At 68.7% G+C, this 14,509-nt stretch carries 14 protein-coding genes; 6 read left to right on the plus strand and 8 right to left on the minus strand.

Annotated elements, in window-relative coordinates:
* Positions 1-53: 53 nt before the first annotated feature.
* Positions 54-548 carry a hypothetical protein gene (locus ACIRRA_RS15630; RefSeq protein WP_402767817.1) on the plus strand — a complete coding sequence of 165 codons (495 nt, stop codon included), beginning with the start codon at positions 54-56 and terminating at the stop codon, positions 546-548.
* A gap of 21 nt (positions 549-569) precedes the next feature.
* Here the strand turns inward: ACIRRA_RS15630 and ACIRRA_RS15635 are convergent, their stop codons facing one another.
* The 4 genes from ACIRRA_RS15635 to ACIRRA_RS15650 form a co-directional block, all read right to left on the minus strand.
* Positions 570-1,613, minus strand: a complete 1,044-nt coding sequence (locus ACIRRA_RS15635) for a zinc-dependent alcohol dehydrogenase family protein (RefSeq protein ID WP_402767819.1) — start codon at positions 1,611-1,613, stop codon at positions 570-572.
* Between the two features lie 115 nt (positions 1,614-1,728).
* Positions 1,729-2,733, minus strand: coding sequence for a hypothetical protein (locus ACIRRA_RS15640; protein ID WP_402767821.1), 1,005 nt, complete (start codon positions 2,731-2,733; stop codon positions 1,729-1,731).
* Positions 2,734-2,886: 153 nt separating this feature from the next.
* The gene (locus tag ACIRRA_RS15645) at positions 2,887-3,888 is read right to left on the minus strand and encodes an Acg family FMN-binding oxidoreductase (protein WP_402767823.1); all 1,002 of its coding nucleotides are present in this window, start codon (positions 3,886-3,888) and stop codon (positions 2,887-2,889) included.
* Positions 3,885-4,595, minus strand: a complete 711-nt coding sequence (locus tag ACIRRA_RS15650; RefSeq protein WP_402767825.1) for an SRPBCC family protein — start codon at positions 4,593-4,595, stop codon at positions 3,885-3,887. Before ACIRRA_RS15650 ends, ACIRRA_RS15645 begins: the two co-directional genes overlap by 4 nt.
* A 179-nt stretch (positions 4,596-4,774) precedes the next feature.
* Here ACIRRA_RS15650 and ACIRRA_RS15655 point away from each other — a divergent pair, with 179 nt between their 5' ends.
* From ACIRRA_RS15655 to ACIRRA_RS15670, 4 genes are all read left to right on the plus strand, one after another.
* A complete protein-coding gene (locus ACIRRA_RS15655; RefSeq protein ID WP_402767827.1) occupies positions 4,775-5,536 on the plus strand; it encodes an SDR family NAD(P)-dependent oxidoreductase in 762 nt (253 codons plus the stop codon).
* Between the two features lie 30 nt (positions 5,537-5,566).
* Positions 5,567-5,827: an SHOCT domain-containing protein gene (locus ACIRRA_RS15660; RefSeq protein WP_402767829.1), complete on the plus strand. Its 261-nt coding sequence runs from the start codon at positions 5,567-5,569 to the stop codon at positions 5,825-5,827.
* 18 nt (positions 5,828-5,845) lie between these two features.
* On the plus strand, positions 5,846-6,748 hold the full coding sequence (locus ACIRRA_RS15665; protein ID WP_402767830.1) for a universal stress protein: 903 nt from the start codon (positions 5,846-5,848) through the stop codon (positions 6,746-6,748).
* A gap of 172 nt (positions 6,749-6,920) precedes the next feature.
* Positions 6,921-8,624 (plus strand): SulP family inorganic anion transporter, encoded by a 1,704-nt coding sequence (locus ACIRRA_RS15670; RefSeq protein WP_402767832.1) that lies wholly within the window; start codon positions 6,921-6,923, stop codon positions 8,622-8,624.
* A 19-nt stretch (positions 8,625-8,643) separates the two neighbouring features.
* On the opposite strand, the gene ACIRRA_RS15675 is transcribed toward ACIRRA_RS15670, so the two are convergent.
* The 3 genes from ACIRRA_RS15675 to ACIRRA_RS15685 all read right to left on the minus strand — a co-directional run bounded on the left by ACIRRA_RS15675 (position 8,644) and on the right by ACIRRA_RS15685 (position 12,331).
* A complete protein-coding gene (locus tag ACIRRA_RS15675; RefSeq protein WP_402767833.1) occupies positions 8,644-9,795 on the minus strand; it encodes a site-2 protease family protein in 1,152 nt (383 codons plus the stop codon).
* Between the two features lie 28 nt (positions 9,796-9,823).
* Entirely contained in the window at positions 9,824-10,471 is a 648-nt protein-coding gene (locus ACIRRA_RS15680; RefSeq protein WP_402767835.1) for a DUF2267 domain-containing protein, read from the minus strand.
* 240 nt (positions 10,472-10,711) lie between these two features.
* Positions 10,712-12,331 carry an AAA family ATPase gene (locus ACIRRA_RS15685; RefSeq protein WP_402767837.1) on the minus strand — a complete coding sequence of 540 codons (1,620 nt, stop codon included), beginning with the start codon at positions 12,329-12,331 and terminating at the stop codon, positions 10,712-10,714.
* A gap of 211 nt (positions 12,332-12,542) precedes the next feature.
* Between ACIRRA_RS15685 and ACIRRA_RS15690 the strand changes: the two genes are divergently transcribed.
* Positions 12,543-13,175, plus strand: a complete 633-nt coding sequence (locus tag ACIRRA_RS15690) for a flavodoxin domain-containing protein (protein ID WP_402767839.1) — start codon at positions 12,543-12,545, stop codon at positions 13,173-13,175.
* A gap of 40 nt (positions 13,176-13,215) precedes the next feature.
* Here ACIRRA_RS15690 and ACIRRA_RS15695 read toward each other — a convergent pair whose 3' ends face one another.
* Positions 13,216-14,244, minus strand: coding sequence for a TIGR03617 family F420-dependent LLM class oxidoreductase (locus ACIRRA_RS15695; RefSeq protein WP_402767841.1), 1,029 nt, complete (start codon positions 14,242-14,244; stop codon positions 13,216-13,218).
* Positions 14,245-14,509: the final 265 nt, after the last annotated feature.

The following is a 14,509-nucleotide window of genomic DNA, read 5'->3' on the forward strand; positions in this document are numbered from 1 at the left end:
CGGGTTCGGGCGGGGGGCAGCCATCCGGCGGAGATAGCGGCACAACCTCGACGGTGGCCGCCGCACCGCAGGACGCATGGTCGGCGGCAGACCTGACCAAGGCGTTGGATGCAATCGATGCAAAGATCGGTGCGCCGCCTGCCGACTGCATGAATGTGACGGCCCAACTCGCGGCCGTTAACCACGACCAGGAACGATCGGTCGTCGTGGGGATGCTCACCCCCGGCAAGGACAAGAGCATGACCACCTACACCTATGACCCGCAGTCGCAGGCGGTCTCGGTGGCCGAGGCGTTCGTGGCGCTCACGCCCGAGCAGGCGGCGCAGCGGATCTTCAAGTGTGACACGGTCTCGCCGCAGGTGTTGGTGAGGGTGCAGGGCGCTGTGCTCGGCGATGCGGGCACGCCCGGCGGCTCCCTCATGGGGGTCGGCGCCGTCAAGAATCTGAAGGACACCACACCCGTCATCGAGGCCGTCGTGATGGTCGACAAGGGCAAGGGTCTCTCGAAGACCGTGCGTTACGACCTCACCGGAAAGCTCGTCAGCTGACCGCGGTCGATTCTGTCGGACCTACTCCGCGGTGATCACGACCTTGAGCGCGCCGGTCTCGCCGGCGCGCGCGAAGGCGTCGTATGCGGAGGGGAATTCGTCCATCGTGAAGCGGTGGGTGATCATCGCGGCGGGGTCGAGGCGGCCGCTGGCCACCAGGTCGATGAGCCGGGGTGTGGAGTAGGTGTCGACCAGGCCGGTGGTGATGGTCAGGTCCCGGATCCAGATCTTCTCGAGGTGCAGGGTGGCGGGCTTGCCGTGCACGCCGATATTGGCGACGTGACCGCCCGGGCGGACGAGATCGACTGCGGTCTCGAAGGTTTCGGGGACTCCTACCGCCTCGATGGTGACGTCCGCGCCGAGGCCGCCGGTCAGCCGCGCGATCACGTCGGAGGGATTGTCGCGACGGCTGTTGACGATCACATCCGCGCCCATTTTCGCGGCGGCGTCGAGTCGGCTGTCGGCCAGGTCGATGGCCACGATGTGGCCGGGGCTGTAGAGCCGCGAGGTGAGGATCGCGGCCAGCCCGATCGGACCCGCGCCGATGATCGCCACCGTATCGCCCGGCCGCACAGCGCCGTTGAGGACGCCGACCTCGTAGCTGGTGGGGAGAATGTCGGCGAGCATGAGCATCTGCTCGTCGGAAATGCCGTGGGGGATAGGATAGGTCGAGGTATCGGCGAAGGGGACGCGCACCGATTCCGCCTGCGTGCCGTCGATGAGATGGCCCAGGACCCAGCCACCGCCGCCGAGGCACTGCCCGTAACGGCTCTCACGGCAGAATCGGCATGCGCCGCAAGCGCTGATGCAGGAGACCAGAACCCGCTCGCCGACCTTGCGGGTGCGCACTCCGGCGCCCACCTCGACGATGGTGCCCACGGCTTCGTGACCGAGAATCCGGCCGGGCGCGAACTCGGGTACGTCACCCCCGAGAATGTGCAGATCGGTGCCGCAGATCGTCACCGCCTCGACGCGGATGATCGCATCGGTCGGTTGCGTGATGATCGGGTCGGGAACCTCATCCCAGGATTTCTGTCCGGGTCCATGAAAAACCATTGCTCGCATGGGAATACCTCCTGTGGGCGGACATCTCGACCGTATTCCCGTTCAACAGCCCGAGACTGGTGCCATAGGTCCCGAATCCCAGGGTCGAAGGCAGCGTTGCGGGTGGCGGGTCGGACTAACGGTCCGGTGTCGCGGCGGTGCGTGATCGGCGACCGTGCGAATCGGTCGCGGCATCGAGGGAATCGGCGAAATCCATGAGCTGGTGGACCTGTTCGCCGTGCCGGGCCAGGAAGTCCTCGCGGGCGCGGCCGCGGCGGAAGGTGAGGAAGGAGCGGCCGGTCTCGAGCTGCCAGGTGTACCAGAACAGGTAGGGGATGGTGAGGACGAAATTGACTACGCCCCAGACGATCCAGACATCATTGTTGAACCACCCGTCCGACGGCATCACCTTCGGGAAGATGTTGTAGATCGCGATCACCAGCATGAGCACGGGCAACGTGTAGATGCGCGCCATGATGTAGAGCTCGGGGCGGCGCTTGACCAGCGGATAGATCTCCGCGACCGCGAGAATGCAGATGCTGGCGGCGAAATGCTCTTCCTGCGGGGGATATCCACCGAAGGTGAAGCACAGATTCCAGGTGGTGTAGAGGAAGTTCCACGCCATGGTCGTGTAGGCGACGAGCTCGGCGTTGCGGCCGGGCAGCACTTCCCAGAAGCGCGGGCAGTAGGGGATCGTGAGGCACAGTCCGAGCCCGACCGCGGCGTTCCAGTAGTTGCCGATCTGGGCGTCGCGCAGGGTGGCCTCGGCGATATTGAGGAACAGGATCGCGTACGGGAACCACAGGAATCGCGGATTGCGCAGGATCTCCCACACCCGCCCGGGGCGTTGCTCGGCCACGGAGATCCGCATCGCGCCGACCAGGGTGAGCGGGATCAGCACCGACAGGATCTTGGCCCACGAGAACCAGTTGATCAGGCCGATATCTCGGCCCGGTCCCCAGATCCACAGCGGGAAGGTCAGCAGCGACAGTCCCCACACCCACATCGCGGGCCGTGGACGGGTGCGCATGTAATCGACGATGAGCCACAGGATTCCGCAGAACACCAGCATCGAAACCGCCGTCACCCAGGTGAACGGGGCCGGGTTCCCGGACACCGCCTGCGATGCCGCGCTGATCATGGTGGATACCGCCTTTCGCTGACTTCGGGAGAGAGTGATCGGGCAACTGACGAGCAGGCTGATTCCGCCCATCAGGAGCCGACCGCGTGGGCAGCCGCGGACGGCGCGTCGTGCGGCCGGGGAGCGGCGTCACGGCCGGGTGCGCCGCCTGCGTCAGCCCTGTTCGATCGTGAGGATGTCGGTCAACGGGCGCCGGGGAGTCGGCGGCAGGGGCGGTTCGTCGGCCGGCACGGTGCCGATCCGCACGACGATCTGTGGTGTGCCGGGATGCCGCAGCAGATTGGTGAGAATATTTCGGGCCGTGGGCAATTCGGTGATGTGGGTGAGCGCGCAGGTCGCCAGTCCGGCCACCGTGCATTCGAGCAGGACCGCCGAGAGGGCCTCGCCCGTCGCCAGCCACTCGGGTAAGGAATCGGCTTCCGAGCTGAGCATCACCACCCCGGCGTGGTCGTCGGTCTCCGCGCGCCGCATGGAGTGCGCCGCGGACGGGAAGACCCGGCCCACCCGGACCCGGGCGAATTCCGCGTCCGAGACCAGCGCCGCGGTCGGAACGCCCTCGGGAGCCCCGGAATGCCCTGCCCACCAGCCGATCTCGGCCTGGTACATCATGTCGTGGCGGCGCAGCGCCGCAGTCTGCTGGGACACCGCGGCCAGCCTGGCCTGGACCGCGTCGTCGAGCGTGTCCAGCTCCAGATAGTGCGGCGAGACCAGCATGCGCAGCCTCCGCTGGAGGTCTTCCCAGTTCTCGGGCGCGCCCAGCGGCAGCCGGTCGGTGCGGCGGTGCTCGATGGCGCCCGCGCGGGCCACCAGACCCGGTGGGGGTTCGGGCCAGGGCCGGAAGCTGATCTCGGCCAGGCGGCCGGGATCCAGCGGGTCCGGGACCCGGGTGGTGTCGGTGTGCCAGCCCTGCGCGCCGAACGCGGTGCGGACGTGGTGCAGCATGGCGCCGCAGCTGATCACCTGCTGGCGGCCGTGCGGGTCCGCGGCGGTGAGCAGCCGGTCGGGATCGGTGTGCAGGTGCAGCCGCGCGCCGTCGAAGCGCCAATGCCAGGGCTGGGTGTTGTGCACCGAGGGCGCGCGCGAAGCCAGCAGCATCGCGGCCGTCAGCGTGCGGTGATCGGGTACGGCGAGCGGGGTGGCGTTCATTGCGGTCATACTTCGAGTGTTCGCGTCGGCCAGTTCGGAACATACGGGCTTTCCGCCTGCTGACCAGGGACGTTGGTCACCAGGGTGAGCGCCGGCACGGTGCGTTCGGCACGCTCCTTGATGCCCTGCAGCATCTTGGCCTCCATGATGAGGCTGCCGGGCTCCATGATCAGCATGTAGAAAAGCCGTTGCAGCAGACCGGCATCCGGGAGCGCGATGCGGTTGCGGCTGATCAATCGGGTGCCCTCGACGGTCGGGTAGAGGCCGAACGCCCACACCCAATGATGGTCGGTCGAGGCCAGCACGAGGGCGCGCGGACGGTCCAGCACCGCCACCCGCATCGCGGGACCGGACTTGCCCATCGGCAGCACATCGTCCACGGCGAGTTGCTGATACTGCGGCAGGATCTGGTCGGCGCTGTGCATGTCCAGCCCGAGCAGGTGCTCGATCCAGTCATAGGTGTAGGCGCCGGCCCGGCCGGGTCCCATCTGAACCAGCCACGGCCAGATCTGCTCCGGCGTGGCGGCGACGGTGATCGCGCGCGTGGTGACCGTGCCGGCCTCTGCCAGCAGGTCGTCACCGGGCATCGTCCGCCCGACCTCCTCGGCGGTCGAGCCCCAGGTCACGCACTTGGTGCGCGCGAAGAGCCGGTATCCGGCCGCCAGCCCGGTGAGGGCCGAGGCCACGCCGATCACGGTCGCCAAGGGTGCCTTCATGGGTTCTTCCTCTCGGTAGGACGTCGATGTCGATCCTCGGCCGTGCGGCCGGATTTCCGCAGGGACCGATGGCCCGACATCCGCCCTCGGAACCGGTGACTTTCGGCCGTCTCGCCGCGGCTCGCCCGCGCGGGATGCTGTGAACGAACAGCGGATTCGCACGGATCGGAGGACAGGCCATGACGGAGTTCGCGGACATGAGCGCGATCGTCACCGGCGGTGCGCGGGGAATCGGCGCGGCGGTGGTCGCGGAGCTGGTGAAGGCGGGCTTCGGCGTCGTCATTGCCGACCTGCGCACCGACGCCGGGACGAAGCTCGCCGAAATCCATGGGCCGCAAGCACGATTCCATCATCTCGACGTCACCGACGAGGATGAGTGGCAGCAGGTGCTGGAGAAGACCGAGCGACAATTCGGCCCGCTGGGCGCACTGGTGAACACCGCCGAGATCCTCGACTTCGGGACCGTCGAGTCCGAGTCGCCCGCCCTGTTCCGGCACGTGCTGGACGTCAACCTCTACGGGCCCTGGCTCGGCATGCGGCTGGCCGCGCCGCGCCTGCGTGCCGCGGGCGGCGGCACGATCGTCAATATCTCCTCGACCGCGGGCCTGATGGGCTACGCGGGCATCAGCGGATATGTCGCCAGTAAGTGGGGACTGCGTGGATTGACCAAAGCCGCGGCGCTGGAACTGGGTTCGTCCGGCATTCGCGTGTGCTCGGTGCACCCCGGGCCGATTCATACGGCGATGACCACCGGCCTGGCCGAGTCGATCGCCGCCACCCAGCCGCTGTCGCGATTCGGCGAACCCGAGGAGGTCGCGGCCATGGTGCGGTTCCTCGTCACCGAGGCGACCTTCTCGACCGGGTCGGAATTCGTGGTCGACGGCGGCGCGACCACCGGTCAGGCCGGGCTGGTCGAAACGTCTGGCGCAGACCAGCGGTAATGGCGACACGAAAGAACTGGAGGCATCGCCATGATGTATTGGTACGGCCATGACATGAGTGGCTGGGGCTACGCCGGGATGGGCGTGGGCATGCTGGTCTTCTGGGCCCTGCTCATCGTCGGGATCGCGCTCGCGGTGCGGTTCGCGGTATCCGACCCGGGCCGCTCGGGCCGCTATGAATCCCCGTCCCCGCAGGAACTGCTGGCCCAGCGTTTCGCGCGCGGTGAGATCGACGAGACCGAATACGCCAATCGCCTTGCCGCACTGCGGGCCTCGGGCGCGCGGCAGTAGAACGACGGGAGTGTGAGCATGTCCGAGATTTCCGAAACCACTGGCGGGCAATTGAATCCGCCGGTCGTCGTGGCAACCGACGGATCGGCCGTCTCATACCTGGCCGTGGCCTGGGCGGCCGTGGATGCGGGATTGCACGGCTCGCCGCTCGAGATCGTCACCTCGGTGGCGGTCCCCGGCGGATGGGGACCCGGTGCGATGCTGACCGATACCGACACCGACTGGCTCCGGCTCGACGGCGAACGGGTGGTCACCGAAGCGACTCGCGTGGCGCGCACCGCGGCCGTCGGCGACGGCCTCTCCATTCACACCGATGTCACCTTCGACACGGCGATTCCGTGTCTGATCGAACGGTCGAGGCACGCTCGCCTGCTCGTCGTGGGCAGCCGCGGGCGTGGCGCGCTCCGGCGCGGCCTGCTCGGATCGGTCAGTACCGCGGTGACCCGGCATGCCCACTGCCCCATCGCGATCGTGCATTCGACAGCGGCGATCGACCCGGTCTCCGCGGAGAAGCCGGTGCTCGTCGGCGTCGATGGCACACCCAACAGCGTGCCCGCGCTGAGGCTGGCTTTCGAGGAGGCATCCCGCCGCAAGGTCGGGCTCGATGCGCTGCACGCCTGGAGCGACACCAACCAGGCCGGGCTGCCACTGTCGGGATGGGACGCCGTCCGCGAACGCGAAACCGAATTGCTCGCCGAACGGCTGGCCGGATTCGGGGAGCGCTATCCGGACGTCCACGTCCGCCGGATTCTGGTCCGCGACCGCCCGGTCCAGTCCCTGCTGGATGCGGCGGAGAACGCCCAGCTGTTGGTGGTCGGCAGTCACGGCCGCGGCGGTTTCGCCGGTATGCTGCTCGGCTCGACCAGCAACACGCTGCTGCACAGCGTGGAATGCCCGATGATCGTCGTGCCGACCCGCTGACCGGGCCGACCGACATGGTCTCGGCGCAGTGCCAACTGCAGTCGCCGCCCCCGGCAAGGGGGGGTGCATGCTCGCCATTGATTGCACGTTTTCTAAACTAATAACCTAGTTTATTGGTGAAGGAGAACGTTGCCATGGGCGATCAGACCACGGCGGAGCGGTCGGCGGCAGTGTGGGAGCAGTCGGCAGCGTTGAAATCGGCTCTGGTGCAAGAACTGTGAGCGTGCGGGCACTGTTGCCGGTCTGGTCGGACTGGCGTGCGGGCGTGCGTGCTCCGGGGGCGGATCTGCTGTCCGGGCTGATCGTCGCCCTGGTCGCGCTGCCGTTGGCGCTGGGCTTCGGGATCTCCTCGGGCCTCGGCGCGGCCGCCGGGCTCGCGACCGCGGTGATCGCGGGCGCGGTTGCGGCGGTCTTCGGCGGATCGCGGTTCCAGGTGTCGGGGCCCACGGGGGCGATGACCGTGGTGCTGGTGCCGATCTTCCATCAGCACGGTGCGAGCGGGGTGCTGGCCGTGGGGCTGCTGGCCGGGCTCGTGCTGGTGGTGCTCGCGGTCGCCGGGGTCGGGCGTGCGGTGCGCTACATGCCCGCCCCGGTGATCGAGGGCTTCACCGCCGGAATCGCGGTGGTCATTGCGCTGCAACAGGTCCCGGCCGCGCTCGGTATCGCGCACGTGCACGGGGACAAGGTGTGGCAGGCCGCCGCTGACGCCGTGCGCCAGTACCTGGGGCATCTCGACCCGCTGCCGATCGCCACCGCCCTGCTGGTGGCGGCACTCATGCTGGTCGGTGGCCGTTATCTGCCCCGCTGGCCGTTCGCGCTGCTGGCGGTGGCGCTGGCGACAGCGGCGGTGGCGGTGTTCGATCTGCCATTGGCCCGGATCGGCGCCATCCCGTCCGGTCTGCAGGCTCCCGCCCTCGGCTTCCTCCATGCCGACCAGCTGGGTTCGCTGCTGGCGCCGGCGTTGGCGGTGGCCGCGCTGGCGGCATTGGAGTCGCTGCTGTCGGCCACGGCCGCCGACGCGATGGCCGTGGGTACCCGCCACAACTCCGACCGCGAGCTGTTCGGCCAGGGCCTGGCCAATATCGCCGCACCGCTGTTCGGAGGTGTCCCGGCCACCGGCGCGATCGCACGCACCGCGGTGAACGTCCGCTCGGGCGGTCGCACCCGGCTGGCCGCGCTCACCCACGCGATCGTGCTCGCGGCCATCGTCTTCCTGGCCGCTCCGCTGGTCGGGCAGATTCCCCTCGCCGCGCTGGCGGGGGTGCTGCTGGCGACCACGGTGCGGATGGTCGAGACGGCGTCGCTGGCGGCGATCGCCCGCGCTTCGAAGGGGGACGCGGCGATCATGGGCGTCACGTTCCTGGTCACCGTCGCCGCCGACCTGGTGACCGCGGTGGCGGTGGGCGTGGGGATCGCGGTGGTGCTCGCCTTGCGCGCGGTCGCGAAAGAGGCACGCCTGCAGCAGATTCCGCTGGACGAGGGAGATCATCTGGTCGAGGAGCACGAGCTGCTCGACGAGCACATCGTCGCCTACCGGCTCGACGGGCCGCTGTTCTTCGCGGGCGCGCACCGATTCCTGCTGGAGCTGGCCGAGGTATCGGATGTGCACGTGGTGATCCTGCGCATGTCGCACGTCACCGCGCTGGACACCACCGGTGCGCTGGTTCTCAAGGACGCGATCGGCAAACTCGAACACCGCCACATCATCGTGCTCATGTCCGGGCTTCGCCCCGATCACCAGCGCCGTCTCACCGCGATCGGGGCCTTGCCCGCGGGCGGCGCCGACCACCTGTTCACCCACACGCCCGATGCCATCACCTGTGCGCGGCAGCTGGCGCCCGCGGTGGCCGGGGACGGTCATCGAGCGGGCGCCTGACATCCTTTGCCCGCGTTGTTCAGTGCGTGTTGGTCGAGGGGTGGGTCGGGAGCCCCAAGGCGGAGCGGTTGCAGGCCAGGGCGAGGTCGGTAGCGGTCACGAGGCCGGTGAGGCGGCCGGTGGGGTCGGTGACGGCGACGGCATCGAGGTTGGGGCGCAGGACGATTCGGGAGATGACATCGGCGAGCAGATCGTCGGCGCGAGCGATCGCGGCCGGGGGGAGTGGGCGGGCGATGTCTGCGACCCGGAGGCCGGGGTGCGGACGTGTGCGGGTACGCAGGAGATCGGCCCAGGCCAGTACGGCGCACGGGTGGCCGTTCTGGTCGACGACCGGGAAGACGTGGTGGTGGGTGTAGACGAGGTCGGATCGGAGGAGCTGGTCGAGGGTCCATGCGGCGTCGGCCATCCGCGGTGCGGGGGTCATGATGTCGCCGATGGTGATGGCGCCCAGACGATGTCGCAGGCCCGCCAGGGTCAGCTCGCTGTTGGCGGCGCTGTAGAGGAACAAGCCGAGCAGTATCAGCCACAGGCCGCCGAAGTCGCGGAACGCGATGATCTCGGCGCTGCCGATGCCGCCCAGGGTCATGCCCAGGACCTGGCCGGTGCGGGCGGCCGCGGTCTCGGCGCGCAGGCGGTCGCCGCTGCGCCACCAGATCACCGCCCGGACGACGCGCCCACCGTCGAGGGGCGCGCCCGGCAGCATATTGAACACGGCGAGAACCACATTCACGGTGCCGAGCCAGACGAGGGTTTCGGTGACCGGGCCGCCGGGGGAGAAGACCGACGACACGGCTGCCGCGCCGTAGATCATCACGCCGAGAATCAGGCTGGTGGCGGGGCCGACCAGCGCGACCCGCAGGTCGGTCCGGGCATCCTTGGGCTCGTCGGTCAGCTCGGACGCCCCGCCGAGCAGCCACAGCACGATGCGTTCGACATGAACCCCATTGCGGGTGGCCACGATCGAGTGGGCCAGCTCGTGTGCGAGCAGACAGGCGATCAATCCGAGCGCGCCGACGATCGCCGCGGCCCAGATGATTCCGGCGCCGGCGGTACCACGGAGGAAGGTGGCGAGTATCCACGTGAAGAGCCCCACGGTGACGGCCGCCGACCAGTGCGCGCCGATGCGGATGCCGGCGATTCTTCCGAGTGGGACAGTGGATCGGATCTGCATGGTGTCCTCGTCAGTTGTGCCGGTCGGATCAGTGTTCGGACCCGGTCAGCCCCTGAGCGAGCAGGATCCGGTGGGCCTGCTGTGCGGCCGAGAATCCGCCGTGGTCGTCCGGTCCGGCGTCCGCGGGAAACTCGAGACCGTGCACGAGTGCGGTGACGGCCTCGGTGAGCGCGGTCAGGCGCCGTTCGAAGTCTTCGGTCTGCGTCCGGTCCGGCTGTGTGAGGGCCGCCGCGCCCCCGTAGACCGCCGCCAGGTCGGTGCCGAGCAGGACGAAGCGCAGCGCCACCGGTAGCTGCGCCAGCACATGGTCGAGCTGACCGGGAGAGAACTGGTCGGCGAGGGCATCGGTCACCACCCCCACCAGCGGCACGGCCTCCTCGGGAGTGACGCCAGCGGCATGGGCGAACTGGGCGAGAAATGACGGCACATCGCGGGGGACCGGCACGTGAGCCGGCATCCAGCCCTCGTAGAACATGCCGCGCAGCAGCTCGGGCAACTGGGCACTGAGATGCGCGGCGGCATTGACGCCCAGGCGGTCGCGCACGGTGTGCAGCCACGCGCGCAGGGCGCGATGGGCGAGGAATCGATCCTCGGTGTCGATGCCCTGGGCAACGGCCGCCAGCCATTCGTGGGCGGTGTGCACGCTCGGTGCGAACGGATCGGTGTGATGGCTCATGGCGACACGACCTTTCGGGAGATGAGTGGGCACTCGGGTGATAGGTCGAGCCTGCGCTCTCCGCAGGTCCGATGGCAGAGGACTGGTGCCACCGCGCCGACGACAGAGGTCACCGCCGCGATGGTCTTTGCGCCCTGCCGGTTCCGGGGTCGCGATCGCCGGATCCGGCGGACCTGCCGACGCTGGTCACGTTGCCGGGTGTTCCGGCCGCGCGAGCATCGGTGTCGGTTCTCGTGCGGATCAGCGGCCACGGTTCGGCAGGTCGATGGGATCCGATTGCGCGTCGGGTGAACTCGCGGAACGTCCCACCGCATTCCACCCGCGCAATGCCTGGGCGAGGGTGGCATCGATCGGGGTGGTCGTATCCACGGTTGTCGCGTCCGGCCATGGAGAGCTGGTCGTGGCCATTGCATGGGCGATATCGGGGGTGGCCTCGGAATCGCCGGGACGGCGCGTGCGGATGCGCGTGGCGGACATCTGTGGCGGGCACTCACAGCGCAGCGGGATCAGCTCGGCGTGGGCGCGCGCCGCGAGTGTGTGGGCGCGGGCCCGTTCGGCGGCATCGATCCAGGAGGCGTCGAGTATCACCGAGACACCGAGCGCGAGGCGCTGTCGTGCCAGTTCCAGCATGTGGGTGTACACCAGTGATCTCGCGTCGGGCCGGTAGGCCCCGGCGTCGAGGACGCCGCCCGCACCGGTGATCGCTCCCGAGGCGCGGAGCCGGGCCCGCACGGTGTCGCTCGAGATCACCTCGGCGCCGGTGATCTGTGCGAGACGAGTTGCCACGGTGGACTTTCCGGTCCCGGGCAGGCCGCCGACAAGTGCCAGCCGTACCGCGCCGAGCGCCAGGTGCCGCACCGCGAGATCCAGGTGCCGGACAGCGTGACCGACGAACCTCTCGTCGCCCTGCGCGGCCCGGATGTGGTCCGTCTTGGCCCGCACCATGGCCCGGTAGGCGATGTAGTGGTGACGCAGCGAGGCCGGCGGCGAATCCCCGGCCGCGTTCAGGTAATCGGTGAGAAAGTCCTCGGCGAGCTGCGGCCGGCCGAGGAACTCCAGATCCATCGCCAGGAAGGCGGCATCGTCGAGGCCGTCGACAGCGCGGAGGGAATCGTCGAAGTCGAGGCAGTCCAGGATCCGGAAGCCGTCGGGGAGCGCGAAGATGTCTTCGGTCAGCAGATCGCCGTGCCCATCCAGAATCCGGCCGTCCACGATGCGTTCGGCCAGCAGCGGCGCCCGGCCGTCGATGAAACGCATGGCCAGCCGCTCGATACGGTCGACCAGTAGGGGATCGAGCGCGCTGAGCGGATGGGATCGAGGTCCGCGCAACAGGATTCGCCAGCGCTGCCGCAGGGCCTGTGCCGTTCCCGCCTGATCGATCGTGCTGCTCCGAATGGCAGTGCGATGGAATTGGGCCACCACCGTCGCCAGCTCGGACAGTTCCGCCCGGCCGATCTCGCCGCAGGTGGCCAGCGTGCTCAGCCGCCGAGATTCCGGCATACGCCGCATGATCAGCACGGGTTCGCCGGGACCGTCGAGCGGACCGGTGAGATGTGCCAGGCCCAGGTAGACATCGGGCGCCCAGCGCCGATTCAATTCGAGTTCGCGGCGCAACGCATGTTCGCGGGCCTCGGTCGTCGCGAAATCGAGGAAGTCGGTGACGACGGGCTTCTTCACCTTGTATGCCCGATCCTCGAACAGCACTACCAGCCCGGTGTGCGTTTCCCGCAGCTCCGCGGCGAGCGCATCGTGGAGGGTCCCCCTGCGCGGGTGCTCGGCGGCCACGGCGCGGCTCGCCGCCCGCTGTCGCATGTCGTCGGGCTGGACGACAGGACGTGAGGTGGAGGCGTTCGTGTCCATGCCTCCAACGCTCCGCGCGCCGGGCCGGGGGAAACAGAGGACTTCGGTCCCCACCGAGACGACAACGGTCCCGCCGCCGGACTACCCGATGCCCTATCGAATGGCGCCCGATGCACGTGAAATCAGCTGTGTCAGAACCCCCTACCGAACCGGGGCCGCCGATGTCGATCGTGACGTCGACGACGAACCCGGCGATACCAGGGAGAACATCATGAAAGGCCGGATTCTGGTCGCCTACGCGACCCGCTACGGCGCCACCGAGGAAATCGCCGAGCAGATCGCGAAGACACTGCGCGAGTCGGGATTCGACGTGGACTGCCGCGCCATGCGCGACCTCCGCACCATCGACGACTACCGCGGCGTCGTCCTCGGCGCCCCCTTCTACTACGGCCGCTGGCCACGGGCGGCCCGTCGCTTCCTCAGCCGATTCGGTCCGACACTCGCGCACCGTGATGTCGCCGTCTTCGCGATCGGGCAGGTCGAACCGAGCCGGCCCGAAACCGAGGTCCGTTCGCAGCTCGACAGCTTGCTCGCACGCTATGACTGGCTGAAGCCCTTCGGTGTCGCGTTGTTCGGCGGTCGCTGGGAGCCCGGCGCCCTGCGCGGCCTCGACCGCTTGATGCGGAAACTGCCCGGCTCGCCCTTGCATGTGCTCCCGGCCACGGACCTGCGGAATTGGGACGACATCGGCAAATGGGCCGCCGACGTGGCCGGGGGATTCCATGCGCGTTCCGCACAACCGAAGCCGTCCGCCGCCGAACCCTCCCGCATCTCGCGGGCGGGCGCCTCGCTGGCGATCATCCGCGACTACATCGCCGATCAGCAAAAGGCGCGGCGGTTATAGCGCTGCGGCGGTTATAGCGCACGGGCACGCGGTGTCGCGATCACCGCCGAGCCGACGATGCTCGGAGAGACTCGATCGCGTGCATCAAGCGGGTGTTCTCGGGGTCGGCTGTGGGTGCCGGTAGGACGATGCCGTGGACGAGGCCGGCGTAGCGGTCGGAGACGAGGTCCGGCAGGGCGTCGTAGTCGCCGCAGATGAGCAGTGCGTCGAGGACGTCGTCGGTGACCACGTCGTGGAGTTGTTCCCAGCGTTGCGCTTTCACCAATTTGCGCAGGCGGTCGAACAATTCGGGCAGACCGAGGCGGATCAGCGTTGGCCGGTACGAAGGGGTGGAGTAGAGGAAGGCGAGCAGCCGCCGCTGCCGCTCACGGTCGCGTGCCACCTCGGCTGGCGTGGCGCCCGTGGCGATCGGGACCGCGGCGATGATTCCGGGGACCTGGCGTGAGCGTTCCGCGGCGCCAGTCTGCAATGCGGGCTGGACGATGTCGCGCAGATACCCCGGATCGGAGTTGGTGGAGTGGGTGATCACGCCGTCGGCGAGTTGTCCTGCGAGGCGGCACATGCCGGTATTGACCGCACCGAGCAGGATCGGTGGCGGGGCGATGTCGTCGGGACCCGGGTTGAAGTAGGGCTGCAACCGGGTCAACCGGTAGCTGTCGCCCTCGAAATGGATCGAATCGCCGGATGCGAACGCGGCGAACAGCTCTCGCAGCACGGTCAGGTACTCCCCGATCCGGGCGACGGGTTCGGTCCACGGCATCCCGAAACGGCCTTCGATGTTCTGCTTGATCTGGGTTCCGAGCCCCAGTTCGAAGCGTCCGCCGGAGAACTTCGCGAGATCCCAGGCGTTGTACGCGACCAGGGTCGGGCTCCGGACGAAGGCCAGCGTGATCGCGGTGCGCACGGTGATCCGGCTGGTGTGCTCCGCCGCCAGCAGCGCGACTGCGAACGAGTCGTGGATCGTCTCGGGGATGTGAAGCCCATCGAATCCGAGGTCCTCCACCCGCCGCGCCACTCGTGGCACCTCGGACAGCGGCAGGCGCGGATCCAGGGCTGCATAGACTTTCATCGACCGTCTTCCTCGGCGTCGGTGCGTTCTCACCGCAGACGGTAGCGGGCGCACCGCTTCACCGGCCCTCGGGCCACTTCGACGCATTCGGTGTGGCCGCTCCTTCGAGCTGCATCGTCCGGAGGCGCGCAGCAAGCGCCCGGCACATACTGTCGCATGAGCGGCACTGTGCGTCATCGATGGAATACAACTGCCGCGATAGGTTTCTCGGTGCCGACACCCCAAACAACACCGCGTCGGCGCGCAAAGGGTAGCGCCCGCTCGG

The organism is Nocardia sp. NPDC101769, assembly GCF_044766925.1.
Lineage (GTDB): Bacteria > Actinomycetota > Actinomycetes > Mycobacteriales > Mycobacteriaceae > Nocardia.

Bases quoted from the DNA above. Each gene is read 5' to 3' on its own strand.
- ACIRRA_RS15650 (WP_402767825.1), bottom strand. From the start codon at position 4,595: ATGAAGGCACCCTTGGCGACCGTGATCGGCGTGGCCTCGGCCCTCACC.
- ACIRRA_RS15665 (WP_402767830.1), top strand. From the start codon at position 5,846: ATGTCCGAGATTTCCGAAACCACTGGCGGGCAATTGAATCCGCCGGTC.
- ACIRRA_RS15695 (WP_402767841.1), bottom strand. From the start codon at position 14,244: ATGAAAGTCTATGCAGCCCTGGATCCGCGCCTGCCGCTGTCCGAGGTG.
- ACIRRA_RS15675 (WP_402767833.1), bottom strand. From the start codon at position 9,795: ATGCAGATCCGATCCACTGTCCCACTCGGAAGAATCGCCGGCATCCGC.
- ACIRRA_RS15685 (WP_402767837.1), bottom strand. From the start codon at position 12,331: ATGGACACGAACGCCTCCACCTCACGTCCTGTCGTCCAGCCCGACGAC.
- ACIRRA_RS15640 (WP_402767821.1), bottom strand. From the start codon at position 2,733: ATGATCAGCGCGGCATCGCAGGCGGTGTCCGGGAACCCGGCCCCGTTC.
- ACIRRA_RS15690 (WP_402767839.1), top strand. From the start codon at position 12,543: ATGAAAGGCCGGATTCTGGTCGCCTACGCGACCCGCTACGGCGCCACC.
- ACIRRA_RS15655 (WP_402767827.1), top strand. From the start codon at position 4,775: ATGACGGAGTTCGCGGACATGAGCGCGATCGTCACCGGCGGTGCGCGG.
- ACIRRA_RS15635 (WP_402767819.1), bottom strand. From the start codon at position 1,613: ATGCGAGCAATGGTTTTTCATGGACCCGGACAGAAATCCTGGGATGAG.
- ACIRRA_RS15645 (WP_402767823.1), bottom strand. From the start codon at position 3,888: ATGACCGCAATGAACGCCACCCCGCTCGCCGTACCCGATCACCGCACG.
- ACIRRA_RS15660 (WP_402767829.1), top strand. From the start codon at position 5,567: ATGATGTATTGGTACGGCCATGACATGAGTGGCTGGGGCTACGCCGGG.
- ACIRRA_RS15680 (WP_402767835.1), bottom strand. From the start codon at position 10,471: ATGAGCCATCACACCGATCCGTTCGCACCGAGCGTGCACACCGCCCAC.